Annotated in this window: 16 protein-coding genes; 11 read left to right on the top strand and 5 right to left on the bottom strand. The window is 65.5% G+C overall.

Going from position 1 to position 21,554, the window contains the following annotated elements; genetic code table 11:
• The first annotated feature begins 90 nt into the window (after positions 1-90).
• From ACF07D_RS00900 to ACF07D_RS00870, 7 genes are all read left to right on the top strand, one after another.
• Positions 91-1,686 (top strand): ABC transporter substrate-binding protein, encoded by a 1,596-nt coding sequence (locus tag ACF07D_RS00900; RefSeq protein WP_391503557.1) that lies wholly within the window; start codon positions 91-93, stop codon positions 1,684-1,686.
• A 101-nt stretch (positions 1,687-1,787) separates the two neighbouring features.
• Positions 1,788-3,212 (top strand): serine hydrolase domain-containing protein, encoded by a 1,425-nt coding sequence (locus ACF07D_RS00895; RefSeq protein WP_391503556.1) that lies wholly within the window; start codon positions 1,788-1,790, stop codon positions 3,210-3,212.
• On the top strand, positions 3,212-4,687 hold the full coding sequence (locus tag ACF07D_RS00890) for an amidohydrolase family protein (protein ID WP_391503555.1): 1,476 nt from the start codon (positions 3,212-3,214) through the stop codon (positions 4,685-4,687). The genes ACF07D_RS00895 and ACF07D_RS00890 overlap by 1 nt, the downstream gene beginning before the upstream one ends.
• Before the next feature lie 61 nt (positions 4,688-4,748).
• Positions 4,749-5,870 carry a M20 family metallopeptidase gene (locus tag ACF07D_RS00885; RefSeq protein WP_391503554.1) on the top strand — a complete coding sequence of 374 codons (1,122 nt, stop codon included), beginning with the start codon at positions 4,749-4,751 and terminating at the stop codon, positions 5,868-5,870.
• Positions 5,867-6,682: a GNAT family N-acetyltransferase gene (locus tag ACF07D_RS00880; protein WP_391503553.1), complete on the top strand. Its 816-nt coding sequence runs from the start codon at positions 5,867-5,869 to the stop codon at positions 6,680-6,682. Before ACF07D_RS00885 ends, ACF07D_RS00880 begins: the two co-directional genes overlap by 4 nt.
• Complete coding sequence (gene menC / locus ACF07D_RS00875) at positions 6,682-7,782, top strand: o-succinylbenzoate synthase (protein ID WP_119282893.1); 1,101 nt, start codon at positions 6,682-6,684, stop codon at positions 7,780-7,782. Before ACF07D_RS00880 ends, menC begins: the two co-directional genes overlap by 1 nt.
• Before the next feature lie 54 nt (positions 7,783-7,836).
• Positions 7,837-9,549 (top strand): PucR family transcriptional regulator, encoded by a 1,713-nt coding sequence (locus tag ACF07D_RS00870; RefSeq protein ID WP_391503552.1) that lies wholly within the window; start codon positions 7,837-7,839, stop codon positions 9,547-9,549.
• A gap of 83 nt (positions 9,550-9,632) precedes the next feature.
• Here ACF07D_RS00870 and ACF07D_RS00865 read toward each other — a convergent pair whose 3' ends face one another.
• The 3 genes from ACF07D_RS00865 to ACF07D_RS00855 all read right to left on the bottom strand — a co-directional run bounded on the left by ACF07D_RS00865 (position 9,633) and on the right by ACF07D_RS00855 (position 13,334).
• Entirely contained in the window at positions 9,633-10,988 is a 1,356-nt protein-coding gene (locus tag ACF07D_RS00865) for an NAD-dependent succinate-semialdehyde dehydrogenase (protein WP_255809439.1), read from the bottom strand.
• A 129-nt stretch (positions 10,989-11,117) separates the two neighbouring features.
• Positions 11,118-12,053 carry a DUF4349 domain-containing protein gene (locus ACF07D_RS00860; RefSeq protein WP_391503551.1) on the bottom strand — a complete coding sequence of 312 codons (936 nt, stop codon included), beginning with the start codon at positions 12,051-12,053 and terminating at the stop codon, positions 11,118-11,120.
• 54 nt (positions 12,054-12,107) lie between these two features.
• On the bottom strand, positions 12,108-13,334 hold the full coding sequence (locus tag ACF07D_RS00855; RefSeq protein ID WP_391503550.1) for an MFS transporter: 1,227 nt from the start codon (positions 13,332-13,334) through the stop codon (positions 12,108-12,110).
• 147 nt (positions 13,335-13,481) lie between these two features.
• Between ACF07D_RS00855 and ACF07D_RS00850 the strand changes: the two genes are divergently transcribed.
• Positions 13,482-13,943 (top strand): hypothetical protein, encoded by a 462-nt coding sequence (locus ACF07D_RS00850; RefSeq protein ID WP_391503549.1) that lies wholly within the window; start codon positions 13,482-13,484, stop codon positions 13,941-13,943.
• Between the two features lie 15 nt (positions 13,944-13,958).
• On the opposite strand, the gene hrpA is transcribed toward ACF07D_RS00850, so the two are convergent.
• Positions 13,959-17,909 carry an ATP-dependent RNA helicase HrpA gene (hrpA, locus tag ACF07D_RS00845; protein WP_391503548.1) on the bottom strand — a complete coding sequence of 1,317 codons (3,951 nt, stop codon included), beginning with the start codon at positions 17,907-17,909 and terminating at the stop codon, positions 13,959-13,961.
• 60 nt (positions 17,910-17,969) lie between these two features.
• On the opposite strand from hrpA, the gene ACF07D_RS00840 reads away from it, so the two are divergent.
• From ACF07D_RS00840 to ACF07D_RS00830, 3 genes are all read left to right on the top strand, one after another.
• Positions 17,970-18,806 (top strand): aldo/keto reductase, encoded by an 837-nt coding sequence (locus ACF07D_RS00840; protein ID WP_391503547.1) that lies wholly within the window; start codon positions 17,970-17,972, stop codon positions 18,804-18,806.
• Between the two features lie 101 nt (positions 18,807-18,907).
• Complete coding sequence (locus ACF07D_RS00835) at positions 18,908-19,732, top strand: serine hydrolase domain-containing protein (protein WP_391503546.1); 825 nt, start codon at positions 18,908-18,910, stop codon at positions 19,730-19,732.
• An 83-nt stretch (positions 19,733-19,815) separates the two neighbouring features.
• Positions 19,816-20,856: a malate dehydrogenase gene (locus ACF07D_RS00830; RefSeq protein ID WP_391503545.1), complete on the top strand. Its 1,041-nt coding sequence runs from the start codon at positions 19,816-19,818 to the stop codon at positions 20,854-20,856.
• Between the two features lie 24 nt (positions 20,857-20,880).
• On the opposite strand, the gene ACF07D_RS00825 is transcribed toward ACF07D_RS00830, so the two are convergent.
• Positions 20,881-21,543, bottom strand: coding sequence for a TetR family transcriptional regulator (locus ACF07D_RS00825; RefSeq protein WP_391503544.1), 663 nt, complete (start codon positions 21,541-21,543; stop codon positions 20,881-20,883).
• Positions 21,544-21,554: the final 11 nt, after the last annotated feature.

The raw sequence follows: 21,554 nt of genomic DNA, 5'->3' as shown, positions 1-21,554 counted from the left end.
TGGGAGCGCAGATTTGTCGAGCACGCCGAAGTGCGCGACGTGCACTCCCGAGATGATTGTCACCTGGGCCTCAACACGAAGGAACACACTATGAAGGCGTATAAGATCCTTGGACTTGCTGCTGTCGGGGCGCTGGCCCTGTCAGCATGCACGGGAGGTGGCGGCGGCGCTACCCCAGAGGCTGGTGGCGGAGGGGAGCCCGTCGTTGACGGCACGCTCAACTTCGCGCTGACTCGCGACCCGGGAATGCTGTTCACCCCGCTGAACCCGAGCGCAGTGCTCAGTTCGGTCACGCCGTGGGCGTACGAGTCCCTCGTCTACTTCGACACCGACGGTTCGACCAAGGGCTGGCTTGCGACTGAGTGGGAGGAGACTCCGACCTCGCTGCACTTCAAGGTCCGCGACGACGCGGTCTGTGCAGACGGGACCAAGCTCACCGCTGAGACGATCGCGAACAACTTCCGGTGGATTGCAGACCCGGCCAACAGTTCAACGGCGGTTAACCTCGTCGTGCCTGCCGACGCGAAGATCGAGAATGACGACACGAGCGTCACGATCACGACGACGGAGCCAGACCCGTTCCGCATCACTGCGATTGGTACTATGCCGATCTTCTGCCAGGCCGCGCTCGATGACCCTAAGAGCGTTGCGACCGCGACGAATGGTACCGGCCTGTACGCGATGACCGAGGCTGTCACCGGCGATCACTACACCTTTGAGCGGCGTGACGACTACGCATGGGGCCCTGAGGGGGCTCCGACGGGGGCGACACCGGGCGTTCCCAAGACAGTCGTCATCAGCATCGTCGAGAACGAGAGCACCCGCGCAAACCTGCTGCTCTCGAAGGAACTGAACCTCGCGACAGTGACAGGTCCTGACGCAGACAGGCTCGAAGGCAAGGTTGACGTCTACGCGCAGGGCAAGCTGCTCACAGGCGGCATCCTCTACAGCCAGGCAGCCGATCAGCCCACCTCGGACCGCGACGTGCGCATTGCGCTCACGAAGGCGCTCAACCTCGATGAGCTCATGCAGGTGAGCTCGGCAGGTAAGGGCGAGCGGGCGCAGCGCCTCGCCGTAGCGAACCCGCAGGTTTGTCAGTATGACGCGGCGGGCCCCAACCTTCCGACAACGGACGTCGCTGAGGCTGAGAAGATGCTCGACAAGGCGGGCTGGGTCAAGGGTTCCGACGGCAAGCGCGCGAAGGACGGCCAGAAGCTCGACCTCGAGTTCGCCTGGCAGTCAAAGGGTGCCGAGACAGCATCGACTGCCGAGATGATGGCGGAGCAGTGGGCGAAGATCGGCGTTGGAGTGAACCATCACGGCGCAGACTACGGCGCGTTCATCGAAGAGATCAGCAAGCCCGGCGCGGCGTCGACGCTCGACACGATCATGCTCTCCGCGAACTTCCCCGTGCCGAGCGCCCTGATGACGTATTTCACCGGTGAGACCCCGCCGAATGGCAACAACTTCATGGCGCTCAACAACCCGAAGTTCGACGAACTCGTCGCAGAGGCGAACACGCACACTGGCACCGAGGCCTGCGCGGCCTGGGAGACTGCCGAGGCTGAGATGTACAAGTCGGCCGACTACGTTCCATTCGCGATGACTGCCACCTCGAGCTTCTCGCAAGGCATTGAAGCGTACGGCATCGACGAGTTCTACACGGCGATCATCCTCGTCAAGTAGCACTCGAAACGTGGGCGCCGCATGCCGACTGGCGGCGGCGCCCACGTGCACCACCCAACACTAACTTTCAGGCACACCACACCAGATCACAGGAGTCAACGATGACGAACCCGCTGAGCCCCCCTGCTTTCGACACCGCCCGTTGGGAAGAGTTTCTCGGTGAGACTGCGAGACGGCACCACGTGCCAGGAATCGTCGCAGGCGTGCTGCGCATCGACGAGGCGACGGGCCGCGAGCAGCGGTTTGTCGCAAGCACGGGGCTTGCGAACAATCGCACGGGTGTCGAGACCACACGAGACACCCTCTGCCAGATCGGCTCGGTCACGAAGATCATCACCGCGACGATGATCATGCAGCTGCGGGAGGAGGGCAAGCTCGAGCTTGAGACACTCGTCTCCGAGCTGCTCCCAGACACCCCGCTGTCGACGACGGACGACGGGTCGAAGATTACGATCCGTCACCTCCTCTCGCACACGTCGGGCATCAACGGCGATGTTTTCACCGACACCGGTCGTGGAGACGACTGCATTGAGAAGTACGTTGCCCTGCTGAAGGACGCCGAGCCGCTGTTCAGCCCCGGAACCGGCTGGTCGTACTGCAACTCGGGATGGGTCGTGCTCGGCCGGATCATCGAACTCATCGACGGCCGCACCTGGGACGCCTCGGTCCAGGCGCGTATCAGCCAGCGTCTCGACCTGCACCAGTTCTTGACGCTGCCCGAGCAGATCATGAGCCACCGCTACCAGCATGGTCACACCCGCGAAACGGGTGCGAAAGATTGGGTGCCCGCGCCGACTACTGCGCTGCCTCGCTCGGTCGGGCCTGCAGGCATCATCAACAGCAGCGTCGACGACCTGCTCGACTTCGGTCGATCCTTCCTGCGCGGCGGCCTCGGCGTGGCTGGCACAAACGTGCTGAGCCCGGAGTCGGTGGAGCTGATGGCGCAGGTCCAGGCGGATCTCGGCGACGCAGACGCGCTGTCTCCGCAGTGGGGCCTCGGCTGGATCCTCGACGAGTGGGAGGGCCACCGCCTCTTTTGGCACGGCGGTACCACTGTCGGGAATAAGGCCTGGTTCCAGGTGCTTCCCGATGATGGCGTTGTCATCGTTGTGTTCTGCAACGGCGGAATCGCGAACCGCGCGGGCGGCGAGATTGTGGAGGCCTTCGCGCGCGAGTTTGTCGGCGCCTCCACCGGCGCGGGAGTGAGCCCGTCGGGCCCTGCGAGCCAGGCGGTCGTCAAGGACGAGTGGCTCGGCACGTACGGCGACTTCATCACCTCGGTCGAGGTGTTTAAGACCGAAGGCGGCCAGGTCAAGGCGAAGCTCACCCAGGGCCTCGACCCCAGCTCGGTCACCTCCACGCTCTTCGACATGCTGCCTACCGCGAAGCCAAACCGCTTCGTCTCCCGCCCAGACTCACTGTCGACATGGTCGCAGCTCACGTTCACAACTGTCGACGGTCACCCATGCTTGTACGCTGACATTCGGTGCCTGCGCAAGCGTGACGAAGCTGAAGCTGCAGCCTAATGCAACGCGTCATCTTGCGCGGAGGCCGGGTGGTGGATCCCGGAAACGGGACCGACCGCGTCGCCGACGTGCTCATTGAGGACGGCAAGGTCGCTGCAGTCGGGTTGGAACTCCGTGTCGGAGACGCCGAGGAGATCGACGTCGCAGGCAAGATCGTCGGGCCTGGCTTCGTTGACCTCCACAGCCATGTGAACTCGATTGCGGGTCAACGGTTGCAGGCCCGTGACGGTGTCACGACGGCGCTCGAACTCGAGGCAGGTCTGCTGCCCGTCGAGCTCGCGTACACGAAGGCGATGCAAGAGGGGCGTCCGATTAACTTCGGGTTTTCAGCCTCCTGGGGGATGGCGCGAGCCGAAGTGCTTTCGGGGAGATCAGCAAATGCCGACTTCGCCGAGGGGCTTTCGATCCTTGGAGATCCTGCGTGGCAGGCTGACTCAACACCGGCGCAGCTGCGCGCATGGCTCGGACGCCTCGAGAGCGAGATCGCCGATGGGGCGCTCGGGATCGGAATCCTGCAGGGCTACGCGCCGCGTACTGACCCAGCCGAGTACCTCGCAGTGAACGAGCTCGCGGCGCGCGCTGGTGTGCCGACGTTCACTCACGTACGCGAGATCACTGAGGCCGATCCGACGACGCCGATGGACGGTACCGAGGAAGCCGCACGCGCCGCGATGGAGTTCGGCGGACAGGTGCATCACTGTCACGTGAACAGCACCTCGCGCAGGCACATTGACCGCACGCTCGGGGTCATCGAGCGGGCTCGCGAGGGCGGCGCCGCCATCACCGTCGAAACGTACCCCTACGGCGCGGGCAGCACGGGCATCGGCGCAGCCTTTCTTGCGCCCGAACGGCTTGGCGTCTGGGGGATCTCGCCATCGAGTATCGTCATCGTCGCCACCGGAGAACGGATCCGTGACGCCGAGCACCTTCGGCACATGCGCAAGACTGACCCCGGCGCCGCGTGCATCGTCGAGTTCATCGACGACGAGGATCCTGCGGACCGCGCCCTGCTTGAGCGCGCGCTCGCGTTCCCCGACGGAATCGTTGCGTCGGACGCGATGCAGGTCAACTGGCCAGACGGCACAGTTGACACGCGCGAGTGGCCGTTGCCAGCGGGTGGCACCACCCATCCGCGCACAGCGGGAACCTTCGCGCGCTCTCTCCGCATGATGGTACGCGAGCAGCAGGCTTGGACTTGGCTCGAGGCCTTTCGCCGCTGCAGCTTTCTGCCTGCGCGCGTCATGGACGCGACGACACCGGCTTTTGCGCACAAGGGGCACCTTGGCCTGGGAGCCGACGCCGACATCATCGTGATTGACCCGGATCGCGTGACGGACCAGGCGACGTACCTCGATAGCACCCGGCCCTCGATCGGGATCGAGTGCGTCTTGGTCGCCGGCGAGTTCGTCGTGCGCGACGAAGACATCGTGACTGACGCCTACCCTGGGCGCGGACTCCGCGGTCACCTCAGGTGACACCCCTCATCCTTGCCCCGAGCGGCCACAAGCCGCTCGGAAGACAGAAAGGTCTATCGACATGACACCGCACACGGTGCGACTCGATGACATCGTCGAGACGATTCACACCCTCGTCGAATGCGAGTCCCCCTCAGACAATCACGACGCGGTTGCGACGTCGGCCACGCTTGTTGCCGAGCTCGGCGAAAAGCTGCTCGGAGTCTCACCGGAGCGGATCGTTCTCGACGGGGTGAGCCACCTAAAGTGGAGTTTCGGGGAGACGACTCGGGTGCTGCTCGTCGCGCACCACGACACTGTATGGCCGCTCGGAACGCTCTCGCGGCTGCCGTTCACACACGCTGACGGCGTGCTGACCGGCCCAGGCTGCTTCGACATGAAGACTGGCCTCGCAATGGCGATGCACGCGACAGCCGCGCTCACTGAGCGCGATGGCGTGACGCTCCTCGTCACCGGCGACGAGGAACTCGGCTCGCCGAGTTCGCGATCCCTCATCGAGGAGACTGCGCGCGGCGCGCGCGCCGCACTCGTGCTCGAGGCAGCCGCCGATGGTGGTGCGCTGAAGATTGAGCGCAAGGGCGTCTCACTGTACGAGGTCGTTGTGTACGGCGTCGCCGCGCATGCCGGGCTCGAACCAGAAAAGGGTGTTAACGCGTCGCTAGAACTCGCGCACCAGCTCATCGCCGTCGCGGGGCTCGGCAATGCTGAGTTGGGAACCACTGTGACCCCGACTGTCGCGACAGCAGGCACGACGAGCAACACTGTGCCCGCGCGAGCGTCGTTCAAGGTCGACGTGCGGGCGCGCACGTTCGCCGAGCAGGATCGGGTACACGAGGCTATGCTCGCCCTTCGCCCGGTGCTCGCCGGCGCGCAGCTCGAGGTCGTTGGCGGCCCGAATCGGCCTCCGCTCGAGTCTGCGTCGTCAGCCGCACTCTTCGATAGGGCGCAGGCCGCGGCGGCGACGCTCGGCCTCGAGCCTCTCGAGGGTGTCGCTGTCGGCGGCGCGAGCGACGGCAACTTCACTGCCGGAATCGGGGTTCCGACACTCGACGGTCTCGGCGCTGTCGGCGGCGGGGCGCACGCCGAGAGCGAGCACGTGCTCGTCGCCGCGATCGAGCCGCGCACCCTGCTGCTCACTGAACTCATGACGAGCCTGCTCGACGAACCGAAAGCTGGTGCATGATGGCCGGAGATCGCATCACCGACGAGATGAAGCGCCAGGCTCACCTCGATGCCGAGCGGGCCGCAGCCCTCACCGGAGTGACGGTGCGCGAGATGCGCGGCACTGAGGAGGAGACGCAGGTCATCGACCTGCTCGCGCTCATCTGGGGACGCACGGCCGACAACCCTGTCGTACCGAAGGAAATCATGCGTGTGCTCGGCAAGACGGGAAACTACATCGCTGGCGCATTTCTCGACGGCGAGCTCGTCGGCGCCGCGCTCGGACTGCACTCAAGCCCTGAGCGCTCGACGTTGCACAGCCACATCACCGGCGTGGTTCCGGGCCTCGTTGGCAAGGCAGTCGGCTACGGCATCAAGCTGCACCAGCGAGCCTGGGCGCTCGATCGCGGTATCGAAGCGATCGAGTGGACGTATGATCCGCTCGTTTCCCGCAACGCGAGCTTCAATTTCAACAAGCTTGGCGCTGTGCCCGTGGAGTACCTCGAGAACTTCTACGGACTCATGTCAGACACGATCAACGCGGGCGACTTGAGCGACAGACTGCTCGTCCGATGGCACCTGCTTGACGAGAACGTCTCGCGGCTTGCGGGCGGCGATCGATCTGGCAGTACTGTCCCGAAGGGATTCGCTGTCGCGATCCCTGACGACATCGAGGGGCTCCGCGTCACCGATCCGGACCAGGCGCGGAAGTGGCGCGGCACGATCCGCGAGCAGCTTACCTCGCACCTGAACAACGGCGCCCGCATCGTCGGATTTGAGCGCGGCACCGGCTACATCTTGCAACACGCATCAACTGAAGGAGAACAAGACTGATGAAGATCGAGGGCTTTGAGCTGCGCCGAGTGGGGCTGCCGCTGGTTTCACCGTTCCGCACGTCGTTCAGCACGCAGACCGCGCGCGACATTCTGCTCGTAAAGGCTGTCACCGACGAGGCCGAAGGGTGGGGCGAGTGCGTCACACTCGGCGATCCGCTGTACTCACCCGAGTACACCGACGGCGCCGCTGACATCATGAAGCGCTACTTCATCGAGGCAATTGCGAACGTCACCGACGCGACGGGCGTTGGCCAAGCACTGCACAAGTTCAAAGGCCACCCGATGGCGAAGGCGGCGCTCGAGACCGCAGTGCTCGACGCGGAGCTGCGTGCGGAGGGTCGCTCATTCGGTCGCGAACTCGGCTCGGTCCGAGACGTCGTTCCGTGCGGCGTGTCGGTGGGCATCATGGATTCGATCCCTGAGCTGCTCGACGCCGTCGGAGGCTACATCGACGAGGGGTACGTTCGCATCAAGCTGAAGATCGAGCCCGGCTGGGACGTCGAGGCGGTCCGTGCGGTGCGCGAGCGCTTCGGCGACGATGTGCAGCTGCAGGTTGACGCGAACACGGCGTACACGCTGCGTGACGCGCGCCACCTCGCGAAGCTCGACGACTTCGACCTGCTGCTCATCGAGCAGCCGCTCGAGGAGGAAGACATCGTCGGTCACGCCGACCTCGCGAAGATGCTGAAGACGCCGATCTGCCTCGACGAGTCAGTGACGTCTGCCCAGACCGCTGCAGCGGCGATCCGCCTCGGCGCGACGAGCGTCATCAACATCAAGCCCGGTCGCGTCGGTGGCTATCTCGAGGCCCGACGCATCCATGACCTCGCCGTCGCGGCAGGGGTTCCCGTCTGGTGCGGCGGCATGCTCGAGTCTGGCATTGGACGCGCGGCGAACATCGCGCTCGCCTCGCTTCCTGGCTTCACGCTTCCAGGCGACGTCTCGTCGAGCAGCCGCTTCTACAAGACAGACATCACGGAGCCGTGGGTCATGGAGAACGGCCATCTCACCGTTCCTACGGGACCGGGCCTCGGCGTTGCTCCGATTCCCGAACTGCTCGAGGAGTTCACCACTAGCGTCGAGTGGATCGCGGTCTAACTGTGTGGGCCTCGCTGACGTCAGCGCACGAGAGCTAGCGATATGCTTCCCTTCATGAGTGACAGGCACGAACCACGATTCACCAGGTTCAGTCTGGGACGCGTGCTTGACGACCTCGGGCTCACACTGCTCGAGGTCGTCCACGGGCGCATCGACGATCAGCAAGACATCGGCGGGGTTGTCATCTACGACCCCGTCGATGAGCCGTTGTATCCAGCACATGCAGTCGTGCTCGGCGTGGGGGTGCACGGCAGTGAAGGGCTCGGTGAACTCATCGCGGGTCTCTCCGGCCACGCGATCGCCGCGGTCGTGGTGCGGTCGCCAGTTGAGATCACCGCTGCGACTCGTGCCCTGGCAGACGAGCACGGTATCGTCGTGCTCGGCCTCGCGCGAGGTGCGACATGGACGCAGCTTGCAGCGCTGTTGAGGTCGCTCCTTGCCGAAGACGACGTGGGGGACACCCACGTCGATTCCCTCGGCGGCATCCCGTCGGGCGACCTATTCGCTGTCGCGAACGCCATCTCCTCGCTGCTCGACGCGCCAGTGACGATTGAGGATCGCTCCTCGCGCGTGCTCGCGTTCTCGGGTCGGCAGGAAGAAGCCGACCCGGCTCGCGCCGAGACGATCATCGGCAGGCGGGTGCCGGAGCGATACCGTCACCATCTGACGCAGCAGGGCGTCTTCCGGGACCTCTACCGAAGCGAAGATCCGGTGGTGATCACGCGCATCGAGGCAGAGGTCGACATGTCGACCCCGCGCGTGGCAATCGGCGTTCGCGCGGGGGATGAGGTACTCGGGTCGATCTGGGCGGCGATGGACGGGCCGCTCACCGACGAGCGCAGGATCACGTTGCGCGACGCCGCGAAGCTCGTCGCGCTGCACCTGCTTCGGGTGCGCGCGGGAGCTGACGTGCAGCGCCGGCTTCGCGCTGAGTTGTTGAGCACCGCGCTTGAAGGCGGTTCGGGTGCGAGCGAGGCGCTCTCGCGGTTGAACCTCGCCGGGCAGCCCGTGTGCGTTGTTGCGGCGGTGTTGACTGAAACCGAGCACGGGGGAGCCGCAAGCGCAGACCAGGCGCTGATGGCCGAGCGGGAGCGCTTCGCTGACGCACTTGCCGTGCACCTGTCTGCAATGCGGCCCGGCTCAGCAGTGGCGCTGCTCGGCGACACTGTGTACGGGATCCTCCCAGAGCCGAACGACCCGACGGGCGACCACGCAGTGCGCACGATGGAGGACTTTCTCGACCGTGTCGGGAGTCGGATGTCTGCAGTTATCGCTGTGGGCCCCCCAGCAGACGACATCGGTGGCATCTCGCGATCGCGGGCGTCTGCTCGACGAGTGCTCAGGGCGCTCCTCGAGCCGGCGGCTGGCCAGGCGGTAACACCGCACGAACCCAGTGCTGCGGGGAGCACCGGCGGGCGCTCCCGAAGCGGCGACGTACGGGCGCGCGTCGCGCGACTGAGCGACGTGCACGCGTCGGTGCTCATGCTCGAGCTGCGCGATCTCATGGTGTCTCGTGGCGACGAGTTCACTGGCCCCGTGTCCAGGCTCATGGAGCACGATGCCAAACAAAAGGGGCATCTCGTTGACACGCTGCGTGCCTGGTTCGACCACTTCGGCGACGTCGCGAAGGCCGCAGACATGCTCTTTGTGCACCCGAACACGTTCAGGTACCGCCTGCGTCGAGCAGTCGAGATCAGCGGGATCGACCTCGACAACGCTGACGACAGGTTCGAGGCGATGCTTCAGCTTCGCCTGCTCGAACGCTAGCGAACCGGGCCCCGCACAGCACACAGCACTGAGGGGGTGCGGATCCAATCGGATCCGCACCCCCTCAGTGCTGTGCGAAACGCTTAGCCCGCGTAGCGGAAGAGCTTCTTGTTGGCGAACTCAAGCATGCCAACCTTGCCGAGCTCGCGGCCGTAGCCCGACTTCTTCACGCCGCCGAAGGGCACGTCAGCGCCCTCGAGGCCCGCGCCGCCGATGAAGACCATGCCAACGTCAAGCTGGTTTCCGACCTGCTCCGCGCGCTCGAGGTCGTCACAGATGATGACGGAGCCGAGGCCGTAGGGCGAGGAGTTCGCGAGCTGGATCGCCTCTTCGTCGCTCGATACCTTGTAGAGCTGCGCGACGGGGCCGAAGAGCTCCTGGCTGTAGACGTCCATCGCCGGGGTGATGTTCGTGATGATCGACGGGGTGTAGAGGTTGCCCTCGGGCTCGTTGTTGCCAACGACAACCTCGGCGCCCTGGTCGATCGCACCCTGCACCTGAGCGGTGAGGGTCTTCGTCGCAGCTTCAGACGACATCGGGCCGAAGTCACCGTCGCTGTACGACTGGCCGGCGATAGCGGCCTGGAACTTCTTCGAGAACTCGTCGAAGTACTTGTCCATGACGACGATACGCTTCGAGCCGTTGCACGCCTGGCCGGTGTTCTCCATGCGGCCGCCAACAGCGTGCTCAACAGCGTGGTCGAGGTCTGCCGAGTCGAGCACGAGGAAAACGTCCGAGCCGCCGAGCTCGAGCACGCACTTCTTCAGCGCGCGGCCTGCCTGCTCGGCAACAATCGCGCCTGCGCGCTCCGAACCGGTGAGCGAGACGCCCTGCACGCGGTCGTCGGCGATGATGTCGCTGACCTGCTCGTGAGTGGCGAAGACGTTGACGTAGGCGCCCTTCGGGAAGCCTGCGTCAAGGAACAGCTGCTCGAGCGCGAGCGCCGACTCGGGGCACTGCGCTGCGTGCTTCAGCACGATCGTGTTGCCGAGGATGAGGTTCGGCACGGCGAAGCGCGCGACCTGGTAGTACGGGTAGTTCCACGGCATGATGCCGAGGATCACGCCTGTGCCCTGGAAGCGGAAGAAAGTCTTCAGGCCATCTTCAACCTCGAGGTGCTCGTCGGCGAGCCACTTCTCGGCGTTGTCTGCGAACGCAGCAGTAATCGCGCCCGAGAACTCGGCCTCGCCGATCGACTGATCGAGGGGCTTGCCCATCTCGCGGTTGATGATTGCGCCGAGTTCTTCCTTGCGCTCATCGAAGAGTTCTGCCGCGCGCTTTGCGAGTGCTGCACGCTCGGCAACGGTGGTCTTGCGTGACCACTCCTGGTAGGTCTGCTGCGTCGAAGCGAGTGCTGCTTCGATGTCAGCAGCGGTCGCGTCCGGGTACTCTGCGAGCTTCTCGCCCGTAGCCGGATTAATGACGGCGAAGGTGCCCATATTTGACTCACTCCTTAGTGACTTCGTCGGTGACTGGTTGAGGCTAGTCTTTCACACCTCGATGAGTATCACTAGCGTCCCACGCGCTGCTCTTTTGGGGGGCCTGCAGGGGCGACAGCGATCGAATCGCTAGGAGGTGGGGTCTTCTGCGACTGATTCCGCAGGATCGGCGCTCAGCGGTTTCTCAGGCGTATCGGCGATCCGGGCGCGTCGCCTCCGCCTGCGCAGCGGGATCAAAACGGCCACGGCCACGATCGCGAGCAGCGCGAGCCAAGGAAGCGCGAATCCGAGACCGACGAACGCGCCAACAAAGAACGACCCGATCGACGCGACGCCTGCCTTGAGAGCGTCCCAGAAGGAGGTCGGGCCGCCCCCGGGAAGCGGGCTCTGTTCGCTCAGCGAGACCCAGATGCTTGCCTGGGAGACCTGGCCCTCGAGCGATTCGAGCTGGGCTTTGAGCCCGTCGAGCTCCTGCTGGCGTGCAGAGAGCGCGCTCTCTGCTTCAATAAGCTCGCTCGTCGTTGCGGCGCCGGCCATGAGATCTGTGAGCCGCTTCACCGAGGACTCGAGCGCGGCGACCCGGGCCGCGAGATCGACGTGCGTTTCGGTGACGTCATCGGCGGAGCGGGAATCTGAGGTGACGTCGCCGAGCTTGGAGAGCTCAAGGACTGCCTCGTCGAGTCGCTCAGCCGGGACTCGCAGTGAGACCTCTCCTGTCGTGGCGGCGCCACCATCGCCACTGATCGACTGGGAGGAGACTGAGCCGTCGAGGCGTTTCGCGACCTCGGCAACGTCGTCAGCTGCGGCGCGCACAGACTTCACGGTGAGCGCGAGCGAGGCTGAGCGGATGATTGACCGGCTCTCGCTCTGCACTGCCTCGCGATTGCCGTCGAGCAGACCCGATCCTTGCTCGACGGAAGCGTCCGCGGCAGACGCGAACTCACCGCCGGCCATCGAATCGACTGCGGGGACCCCAGCGACGTCAGATGACGACGCTGAGCATCCCGCGAGCCCGACAGCCACGAGGGTGGCGGCAAGCCCCGCCAGGAATCGCTTGGTATTCATGCCCTAACGATAGCCAGGCGGTGGCAGACTGCGGAAGTGTCGAACCCGTGAATGTTACGGGAGTGGAAGCGTGATCGTGCCGGTCTCGGGAGGCTGCTCGATATCGCGGTCCTTCAGATCGGGCACCCACTTTGTCGTTGCGAGTGCGACGACACCGGCGACGAGGATCAGCCCTGTCGACACGATGATGGCTCCCTGGGCGCCCATTGCGTCGATCGCGACGCCGGCGATTGCGGAACCCGTCGCGACACCGACGAGCTGGCCCGTACCGATCCACCCGAACGCCTCGGCGGTTTCCGAGAACTTGACCGTTGAACCGATCATGCTCGAGATCCCAGCGAATGTCGGCGCGGTGCCGAGGCCGCCGACGAACAGCACGATCGACAACCACCAGATGTTGAGGCTGACGAGGCATGCCGCGGTGCCGATGAGCACGACACCGATCCTGATCGCGAGCGACCACGGACGCAACGGGCGGTGGCCGATGATGAGGCCGCCGACGAGCGAGCCGCCAGCGAACACCGCGAGCACGATGCCCGACTCAATGCTCGAGTGGCCACCTTCGGCGGCTGGCGCGAACGCGCGCACGACGCCCGCTTCGATCGCGGCAAACGACGCCACGAAGAAGAAGCCGATCACTGTCGCGATGATCACGGTGGGGCGCTTCAGCACCGCTCCGAGGCTAGCCTTCGACGGCGGAATCTTGACGACCCCGACAGGGCGGCTCATGATGAACCAGGCGCCTCCGAACAGCATGAATGCTGCGGCAACTGACAGACCGACGGCCGTGCCGAACTGCGCGGCGACAAAGACAGCGATGACGGGTCCGAGTACCCAGATGAGTTCCTGTGCAGCCGCGTCCAGCGAGAACAGCGCCGAGATCTGCTTGCCTGGCACGAGCCGCGGGTACAGGGTGCGCACCGCTGGCGTGATGGGTGGTGTCGTCAGGCCGATCGAAAACGAGATCAGCGCCGTGACAGCCAGCGGCAGGTGCACGAACGCGATCAGCACAATGAACCCGCTGCACAGTACCGACGTGACCCAGAGCACTCGTCGCATGCCGAAACGACCCATGAGGCGGCTCGAGAGCGGACCTGAGATCGCCTGGCCGATGCTCTGGGTTGCGAGCACTATGCCTGCGGCGGTGTACTCACCGAACTGCTCCTGCATGTGCAGCAGCACGATAATGGACAGCATCCCGAAAGGAAACCTCGCGGTGAGCTGCGAGAAAAGAATACGAAAAACGCCCTCATTGCGCGCGAGCTCGCGGTAAATGCCCATCAGGCGATTCTAGTCCTCGCTGGCACCCCAATTCGACTCGCTTCGCCGTTTTGGCACGGTGAATATTTGGGGGCATCGAGAGCCCATGTTGAGGACACCTGCTAGGGTCGGGGCACCAGCTGAGGATTCGTGGAGGAGCGAAGTATCATGCCAGGCATTTCTCGCCCGAACCAGACCTGGGGCCTCGTCACGCTCGCCCTGGCGACGACTCTCACGCTCGCAGCCTGTGCCCCGGCGGCTACCCCCGAGTCGCAGGACGGTACTGAGCCCGCGGAAACGCAGGCAGGTCCCACGGACGCTGCGTTCGTGTGCGGTCAGCTCAACGCGTTGGAGGCCGCCCTTTGGCGTGCGACGATCGACGAGCAAAAGGGTGTGCTGGCGGGTGACGCGGTCGACGCCGTCCAGAACTCGGTGTTCGACGGCTACGCCACGATTATGGAGCGGGCACCCAGCGACCTCGGCAAAGAGGTTGCAGCACTCCGAGAGAGTGCCGAGGCCGACCCTCGCGATCCCGGGGCGATTGAAGATGCAAGCCGGGCGCTGGGAAGCGCGTGCGAGGAGGCCGGTATAGCGATCGCGATACTCGCGCGTCCGGGCGACGGCGGCTAGCACGCCGCACCGCCGTTAGCCCGCGAGGGCCTTCTGGATTCGCTGCAGCGAGACGGCTTCGGCAGCCCGCAGCTGCTGCGCGAACAGGCTGACCCTGAACTCCTCGATGAGCCAGCGCGCCCGCTCAATGTGCGGGGGAGCGTCGATTGGCAGCGGGATCTGCCCGCCGGCTTCGTCGAAGAGCACCAGCGCGCGATCCACATCGTTCTGCCAGGCGCGGTCGCGGCCAGGGTTCGCCTGCAGTGCCTGCATGCGCAGCCTCAGCGCCTCGAGGTAGACGGGAACCCGCTCAAGTTGCGTCGCGCCGGTGCGAGAGACGAAGCCGTCGAACACGAGCCCGTCGAGCTGCTTCGCGGCGTCCGCGACCTGGCCGAGCACCTGGAGCGACTTCGCCTGATCGATAGCCTTCTTCGCCAGGCGAGCCCCGTCGAGCACCTTCGCGGTGAGCGCGATCGTGCCGTAGATCTCGTCGATGAGGCTGCGCGCGTAGTCGTTCGCTATTGCCTCGAAGTCGGCGGCACGCCACACGAGCCCGTCAGGCGCGTGACGCTGAATCACGCGATCCGCGACCGCGAGTGAGACGTCGGCGATGGCGGTGTCAAGGGAACGGTATGGCCCGGCCCCGAGCAGCAACTTCTCCTGGTTTGAGAGGTGATCGCGCACGTAGCTCGCGGGCGACGGGCTCGAGAGCACTACCAGGCGCCTGATCCCGCGCCGTGACGCGCGCCGCTGCTCGGCCTCGCCTGCAACGAGTCCAAGGTCGACGCTCGTGCGCCGATCCACGATTGCGGGATACGCGCGCACGACACCCGCGCTGCCCGACCTGCCCTTCGCGTAGCTCGAATCCACGTGTTTCGGGAGATCTCCGAAGTCCCATGTCGTTGCCCCAGTGCGTTCGAGCTCGCTCTTGGGGAGCGCCGCTTGGGCGACCCGCGCGACGCCCTTCGTTGCCTGCTCCTTGTGCTTCGACTGGAGCTCGGCGAGGTCCTTGCCTGCGCCCACGGTGCGGCCGCGCGCATCGATGACGCGGAACGTCGGCGTGAGGTGTGCGGGCAGTCGCGTCGGATCAAAGTCGCTCGGCTGTACCTGCTGGCTCGTGCGGCGCCTGATCTCGTCGGCGAGTAGCTGGGTGAGCGACGCGTCGGATCCGGCCCCGGCGGCACCGTCAAGCTTGGGGCCTACCGCGCCAAGGAGCGTCCGCGCCCAGTCCGCGGCGGGGACGACGTGCTTCCTGATCGACTTTGGCAGCGTTTTGATGAGCGCTGTGACGAGCTCTTCGCGCATGCCTGGAACGAGTTTCTCGAAGTCGCCCTGCGCGAGGCGGGGCAACAGCGGGAGCGGCACGTTCACAGTCACGCCGTCGTCGTCGCTCGTGGGATCGAACCGGTACTTGAGCTTCAGGGACTGGTCGCCGTGCTGCCACTGGCGCGGGTACTCGGTCTCGTCGACATCGACAGACTCCTCCTCGAGCAGATCCTCGCGCTTGAGATGCAGGTACTGCGGATCCGAAGAACGCTTGGTCTTCCACCAGCCCTCGAAGTCGCGTGTGCTCGCGACGTCTTTGGGAATGCGGGCGTCATAGAACTCGAACACCGCCTCGTCGCCGTCGAGGATGTCGCGGCGGCGGGTGCGCTCCTCGAGCTGAACGAGCTCGCGCCTGAGTTGGTGGTTCGCGCGGTCGAATGCCTGCGGGGAATCCCAATCACCGTCGACGAGCGCGTGCCTGATGAACAGCTCACGCGCCTCGACGGGGTCGAAGCGTGAGAGCTGCACGCGGCGGCCAGTGACGATGGGCACGCCGTAGAGGGTGACGCGCTCGGTCGCGACCGCGGCGCCCTGCTTGCGCTCCCACCGGGGCTCAGAGAGCTGCCGTTTCGCGAGTGCACCGGCGAGCTCCTCGGCCCACTCGGGCTCGACCTGGGCGTTCGAGCGGGCGAACAGGCGGCTCGTCTCGACGAGCTCGACACTCATCACGACCTCCGGCGGCTTCTTCGCAAGCACCGACCCCGGGTAGAGCACGAAGCGTGTGCCGCGCGAGCCGAGATACTCCTGTGCGGGCTTGCGCTTCACGGCGCCGGGTACCTCGCGGCCGCGGCCGGGGGTGCTCCGATCTTGCCTGTCGTCGCGCACGCCGAGCTGCGAGAGCAGGCCGGCAAGTACCGATCGGTGGATGAGCTCAGCGGATCCGCCTGTCGCCTCACGTACCTGGCCCTTGACGCCCGCGGCTTTCGAGAGCTGCCTCACGAGGTCCATCCACTCGCGCACCCTGAGGAAGTTCAAAAACTCCTTCTTGCACAGCCTGCGGAAGGCGCTCGAGGAAAGCTCCGCCTGCTGCTTCTGCAGGTAGTTCCAGAGGTTGAGCAGGGTCATCAGGTCGCCGAGTGGGTCGTTGAAGCGCGCGTGGAACTGGTCGGCCTGCGCGCGCTCTGCGACTGGCCGCTCGCGCACGTCCTGAATGGTGAGCCCGGCTACGATCGCGAGCACCTCAGGGACGACCTCGTGCCTGCGCGCCTCGATGACCATGCGCGCAAACCTCGGCTCGATCGGCAAGCGGGCGAGTTCACGGCCCGTCTTGGTGATCGCGTGGGTCGCGCCGTCAGACGCCGAAGCCCCGTCGCCGCGTTTCGCGGCCCGCCCCCGGCCCGCGGGCCGCACGGCCCCGAGCTCTTCGAGGAGGCCAAGGCCGTCGCGAATACCGCGCTGATCCGGGGGCGTAAGAAACGGGAAGCCAGCGATATCGCCAAGGCCGAGCGAAAGCATCTGCAGGATGACACTCGCGAGGCCGGTGCGCCGGATCTCAGGCTCCGTGAACGCGGGGCGCGACTCAAAGTCCTCCTCGCTGTACAACCGGATCGCGATGCCGTTGCTCGTGCGGCCAGACCGGCCCGAGCGCTGATTCGCGCTGGCCTGCGAGATCGCCTCGATCGGCAACCGCTGCACCTTCGACCGCGACGAGTATCGCGAGATGCGTGCAGTGCCGGCGTCGATGACATACCTGATGCCGGGAACAGTGAGCGAGGTCTCAGCGACGTTCGTTGCAAGCACGATCCGCCGCGCGCCCGAATCCTGGCGGCGCTCGAATACGCGATGCTGCTCAGCCGCCGAAAGCCTGCCGTAGAGGGGGAGGATCTCGGTGCGGTTCGCCGGTCCGCCGCGACCGGCCCGGCCCTGGAGCGCGTCGGCGGCGTCACGGATCTCAGCTTCGCCAGACAGGAACACGAGCACGTCGCCGCGCGACTCGCGCCCGAGCTCGTCGACTGCCTCGCCGATCGCCTCGAACACATCGCGCTCGATCTTCCGAGTCTTCGCCTGCTTGGTCTTCGGGTCGACGACCTCGCGCTCCTCGATGAGCGGCCTGTAGCGAATCTCGACGGGGTACGTGCGACCCGACACTTCGATGATCGGAGCCGGTGTGCCGGTGCGGTGATCGGCGAAGTGCTTTGCGAATGACTCAGGGTCGATCGTTGCCGATGTAATGATCACCTTGAGATCTGGTCGGCGCGGTAGCAGGGTGCGCAGATACCCGAGCAGGAAGTCGATGTTCAGTGAACGCTCGTGCGCCTCGTCGATGATGATCGTGTCGTAGGCCTTGAGATCCCGATCCCGATGGATCGCATTCAGCAGAATCCCGTCGGTCATCAGCCTGATCTTCGTGTCTTTCGAGGCCTGATCAGTGAACCTCACCTGATATCCGACGAGCCCGCCGAGCTCAGTGCCTGTCTCCTCGGCGATGCGTTCGGCGATGGTGCGGGCCGCGATCCTGCGCGGCTGGGTGTGCGCAATTCTCTCGCGGCCAAGTGCGAGCGCGATCTTCGGAAGCTGAGTGGTCTTGCCTGAGCCCGTCTCACCCGCGACGATGACGACCTGGTTGTCGGAGATCGCCTGCTGGATCTCGTCTCGCATCTGCGAAACCGGGAGCTCCTCGGGGAACTCGATGCGGGGTGTAGGGCCTTCGGGGTTCGACATAACAGGATCCATTATCGCGCGAGTCATAGACTGGCACCCATTCGACTTCAAGGAGAGACTGTGGCTGCACTCGAAATCCCGAACATCACCCTGCACGACGGCACCGAGATTCCCCAGCTTGGGCTCGGCGTATTCAAGGTCGACCCAGGCGAAGCGGAGCGGGTCGTCGCCGACGCGCTCGCCGCAGGCTATCGCCACATCGACACCGCCGCGATCTACCGAAACGAAGCAGAGGTGGGGGCCGCGATCGCCGCGAGCGGTGTGCCTCGCGAAGACCTCTTCGTCACTACGAAGCTCTGGAATAGCGACCAGCTGCGAGGCGAGGAGGCATTCCAGGAGAGCCTCGACAAGCTCGGCCTCGATCGTGTCGACCTGTACCTCGTGCACTGGCCGCAGCCCATGTTTGGCGAGGCGCTCACCGCGTGGCGCTCGCTCGTGAAGATCCACGAGTCGGGGCGGGCGACCTCGATCGGCGTTTCGAACTTCGAGATCTCGGACCTCGAGGAGATCATCTCCGAGACTGGCGTCGTGCCGACGGTGAACCAGATCGAGCTGCACCCCCTGCACCAGCGCCGCGAGCTCGTCGAGTACTGCGAGTCCAAGGGCATCCGTGTTGAGGCCTGGGGGCCGCTGGCGCAGGGCAAGTCCGACCTGTTTGAGCGCCCGGCGATCGCTGACGCCGCTGCAGCCCACTCGAAGACCCCCGCACAGGTGGTGCTCCGGTGGCATGTACAGCAGGGTCGCATCGTGTTTCCGAAGACAGTGCGGGCCGAGCGCATGGCCGAGAACGCTCAGATCTTCGACTTCGAGCTCTCAGCCGCCGAGATTGCCGCGTTTGACGCGCTCGACGAGCAGAAGAACTTCGGCTCGAACCCGCACGAGATGGACGTGCGCTAGCAGCGTGCGGGGTGGGGTCCGCCCCGACCCGGGCGTGCCCACCCACCCCATCGGCCCATGGAATTTCAAACGCGGAGACAGGAACCAGGTAGCGTGGAACCATGGACAGCCTGAGCCTCATCGATACCTGGCCCGTCGACAACGCTGCGGTCGCAGTCGTCTCGAAAGACGGATCTGTGCTCGGTACACGGGGCGATCAAGACCGTCAGTTTGCCCTCGCATCGGTCACGAAGCTGTTGACCGCGAGCGCGATTCTGCTTGCTGTCGAAGAGGGAGCCCTCGAACTCGACGACGAAGCCGGGCCCGAGGGGTCGACAATCAGGCACCTGCTCGCGCACGCCTCCGGCCTCGACTTCTCGGAAGACGTCGTGCGCGGCCGCCCCGGCCAGCGCCGGATCTATTCAAACCTTGGCATCGAGGTGCTCGCCCAGACGTTTGCGGAGCGCGCCGACATGCCATTCGAGGAGTACCTCCGCGAGGGGCTACTCGAGCCCCTCGGCATGCACTCCACGAGGCTTGACGGCAGCCCGGCCGCGGGCGGTGTCTCGACTGCGGCTGACCTGTCGCGCTTCGCCGCCGAGCTCCAGAACCCGAAGGTGCTGCACGCAGAGACGATCGCGCAGGCCACCCAAGTCGTGTTCCCTGGAATTGACGGCGTGCTGCCCGGCTACGGCCGTCAGCGCCCGAACGACTGGGGCCTGGGCTTTGAGATCAGGGACTCAAAGACGCCGCACTGGACAGGCAACGCGAACAGCCCACAGACGTTTGGGCACTTCGGCCAGGCGGGTACATTTTTGTGGGTTGACCCAGTGGCTGGCCTCGCGTGCGTAGGGCTGGCAGACCGCAACTTTGGCGAGTGGTCGGCGGAGGTGTGGCCGCCGCTCTCTGACGCTGTGCTTGCCGAGTACTCGCGCACGAACAGCTAGATCCAGGCCCACGAGGCCGACGGCGCGGCTGCCGCACAGGCACACGACGTCGCGTACCTCACCGCAACGCAATGAACGGAGTCATGATGAACACATCAGCAGCGAGCGGCGCGGCACGGCCTGCGCCCATCACCGTCACTATCACTGGGGCCGGCGGCCAGATCGGTTACGCGGCAATGTTCAGGATCGCGTCGGGTGCTCTGTTCGGTCCTGACCAGCCCGTCGCGCTCAGGCTGCTCGAGATTCCGCAGGGCGTGAAAGGTGCGGAGGGTGCGGCGCTCGAGCTCGCCGACTGCGCCTTCCCGCTGCTTGCGAGCGTCGATATTGCGACCGATCCGGATCAGGGATTTGACGGCTCGAATGTCGCCCTCCTTGTTGGCTCGCGTCCGCGCACGGCAGGCATGGAACGGGCGGACCTGCTCGCGGCGAATGGCGCGATCTTCGGCCCGCAGGGGCGCGCGATCAATGACCACGCTGCGGACGACGTCAGAGTGCTTGTCGTCGGCAACCCTGCGAACACCAACGCCCTCATCGCTCAGCGCAACGCGCCTGACGTGCCAGCGGAGCGGTTCACGGCCCTCACTCGGCTCGACCACAACCGCGCGGTCGGCCTGCTCGCAGAGCACACGGGGGCCGCTGTCGCCGATGTTCACGGCGTGACAATCTGGGGCAACCACTCGACCACCCAGTACCCAGACCTGAGCCACGCGACGATTGCGGGGCGCGCTGCGCTCGACGTTGTCGGCACGGACTGGGGTCGCGGCGCCTACATTGACAGAGTTGCGAACCGTGGCGCGGAGATCATTGAGGTGCGTGGCGGATCCTCGGTCGCGTCGGCAGCGAATGCGGCGATCGATCACGTTCACGATTGGGTGCTCGGCACCGCGAACGAGGCTACTGGTGCCGATGGCGTGGCGCCCTGGACGTCGGTGTCGATCCCGTCAACGGAAGCGTACGGCATCCCTGAGGGACTTATCGCCTCGGTCCCGGCCCGTTCGGTCGACGGAGAGTGGCGGGTTGTCGAGGGGCTGGAGATCGACGAGTTCTCGCGCGCGAGGATCGATGCCTCTGTTGCCGAGTTGGCCGCCGAGCGGGAGCAGGTGGCGGCGCTCGGGCTCATCTGATCCTGGCAGCGCGAGTGGCTGCGTTTAGGCTCGTGGCGTCACGAGCGTTGTGAGCTGTCGGCGGATGCGCGTGAACGTTTCGAGGTCGATGACGAGTTCGCCATCTACCTCGCGCACGTGGCGCTGAGCCTCGTCTCCGAGCGCGATTGAGAGGTTCACTGCGAGGCGTGCCTCGGTTTCGTGCGCGACCCCCTCGAGCCTGGCGTCGTCTGGGTGACTGTCGAGCCACGCCGCGAGTATCGCGATGAGCCTCTCGGTGCTCGTGCCGCTGGACCAAGAGATCCGGCTCGTGAGCTCGGGCTCTCGCGAGAAGAGCGCCAGGCGCTTCTTCGTGACTGGGTTATCTGCTTGTCCGCGCACGGACTCCATGACGATGAGCGAGGATGCGACGACGAGGTCGCCGGAGCGCTCTGTCAGGATCCGTGTGGTGAGTTCGGGGTCAAACTCGAGCGGCGAGCCGAAGATTGCCTGTTCGAGCGATGGGAAGTAGTTGAAGAAGGTGCTTCTCGACACCATTGCGGCGGCGCACACGCGATCAACGGTGACGGCCGACACTCCTTCCGCATACGCAATCTCAACGGCGGCGGCCTCCAGTTGCTCGCGCGTGAGTCGCATCTTGCGTTCGCGCAGGCCCTCCGTCATGACTCCTCCTGATTGGGCATGCTCGCCCCGATAGCGGTTGGTCATCCACCCTACTT

Origin of the sequence: Leucobacter sp. NPDC015123, from assembly GCF_043080205.1 — a bacterium.
GTDB lineage: Bacteria > Actinomycetota > Actinomycetes > Actinomycetales > Microbacteriaceae > Leucobacter > Leucobacter aridicollis_A.
Note: the sequence above shows the minus strand (reverse complement) of the source record. Positions and strands in the feature narration are given on the sequence as shown.

Excerpts from the sequence above, each read along its gene's own strand:
- ACF07D_RS00825 (WP_391503544.1), bottom strand. The coding sequence starts at position 21,543 with ATGACCAACCGCTATCGGGGCGAGCATGCCCAATCAGGAGGAGTCATG.
- ACF07D_RS00835 (WP_391503546.1), top strand. The coding sequence starts at position 18,908 with ATGGACAGCCTGAGCCTCATCGATACCTGGCCCGTCGACAACGCTGCG.
- ACF07D_RS00900 (WP_391503557.1), top strand. The coding sequence starts at position 91 with ATGAAGGCGTATAAGATCCTTGGACTTGCTGCTGTCGGGGCGCTGGCC.
- ACF07D_RS00850 (WP_391503549.1), top strand. The coding sequence starts at position 13,482 with ATGCCAGGCATTTCTCGCCCGAACCAGACCTGGGGCCTCGTCACGCTC.
- menC (WP_119282893.1), top strand. The coding sequence starts at position 6,682 with ATGAAGATCGAGGGCTTTGAGCTGCGCCGAGTGGGGCTGCCGCTGGTT.
- ACF07D_RS00885 (WP_391503554.1), top strand. The coding sequence starts at position 4,749 with ATGACACCGCACACGGTGCGACTCGATGACATCGTCGAGACGATTCAC.
- ACF07D_RS00880 (WP_391503553.1), top strand. The coding sequence starts at position 5,867 with ATGATGGCCGGAGATCGCATCACCGACGAGATGAAGCGCCAGGCTCAC.
- ACF07D_RS00860 (WP_391503551.1), bottom strand. The coding sequence starts at position 12,053 with ATGAATACCAAGCGATTCCTGGCGGGGCTTGCCGCCACCCTCGTGGCT.
- ACF07D_RS00890 (WP_391503555.1), top strand. The coding sequence starts at position 3,212 with ATGCAACGCGTCATCTTGCGCGGAGGCCGGGTGGTGGATCCCGGAAAC.
- ACF07D_RS00865 (WP_255809439.1), bottom strand. The coding sequence starts at position 10,988 with ATGGGCACCTTCGCCGTCATTAATCCGGCTACGGGCGAGAAGCTCGCA.
- ACF07D_RS00855 (WP_391503550.1), bottom strand. The coding sequence starts at position 13,334 with ATGGGCATTTACCGCGAGCTCGCGCGCAATGAGGGCGTTTTTCGTATT.
- ACF07D_RS00870 (WP_391503552.1), top strand. The coding sequence starts at position 7,837 with ATGAGTGACAGGCACGAACCACGATTCACCAGGTTCAGTCTGGGACGC.
- ACF07D_RS00830 (WP_391503545.1), top strand. The coding sequence starts at position 19,816 with ATGATGAACACATCAGCAGCGAGCGGCGCGGCACGGCCTGCGCCCATC.
- ACF07D_RS00895 (WP_391503556.1), top strand. The coding sequence starts at position 1,788 with ATGACGAACCCGCTGAGCCCCCCTGCTTTCGACACCGCCCGTTGGGAA.
- hrpA (WP_391503548.1), bottom strand. The coding sequence starts at position 17,909 with ATGTCGAACCCCGAAGGCCCTACACCCCGCATCGAGTTCCCCGAGGAG.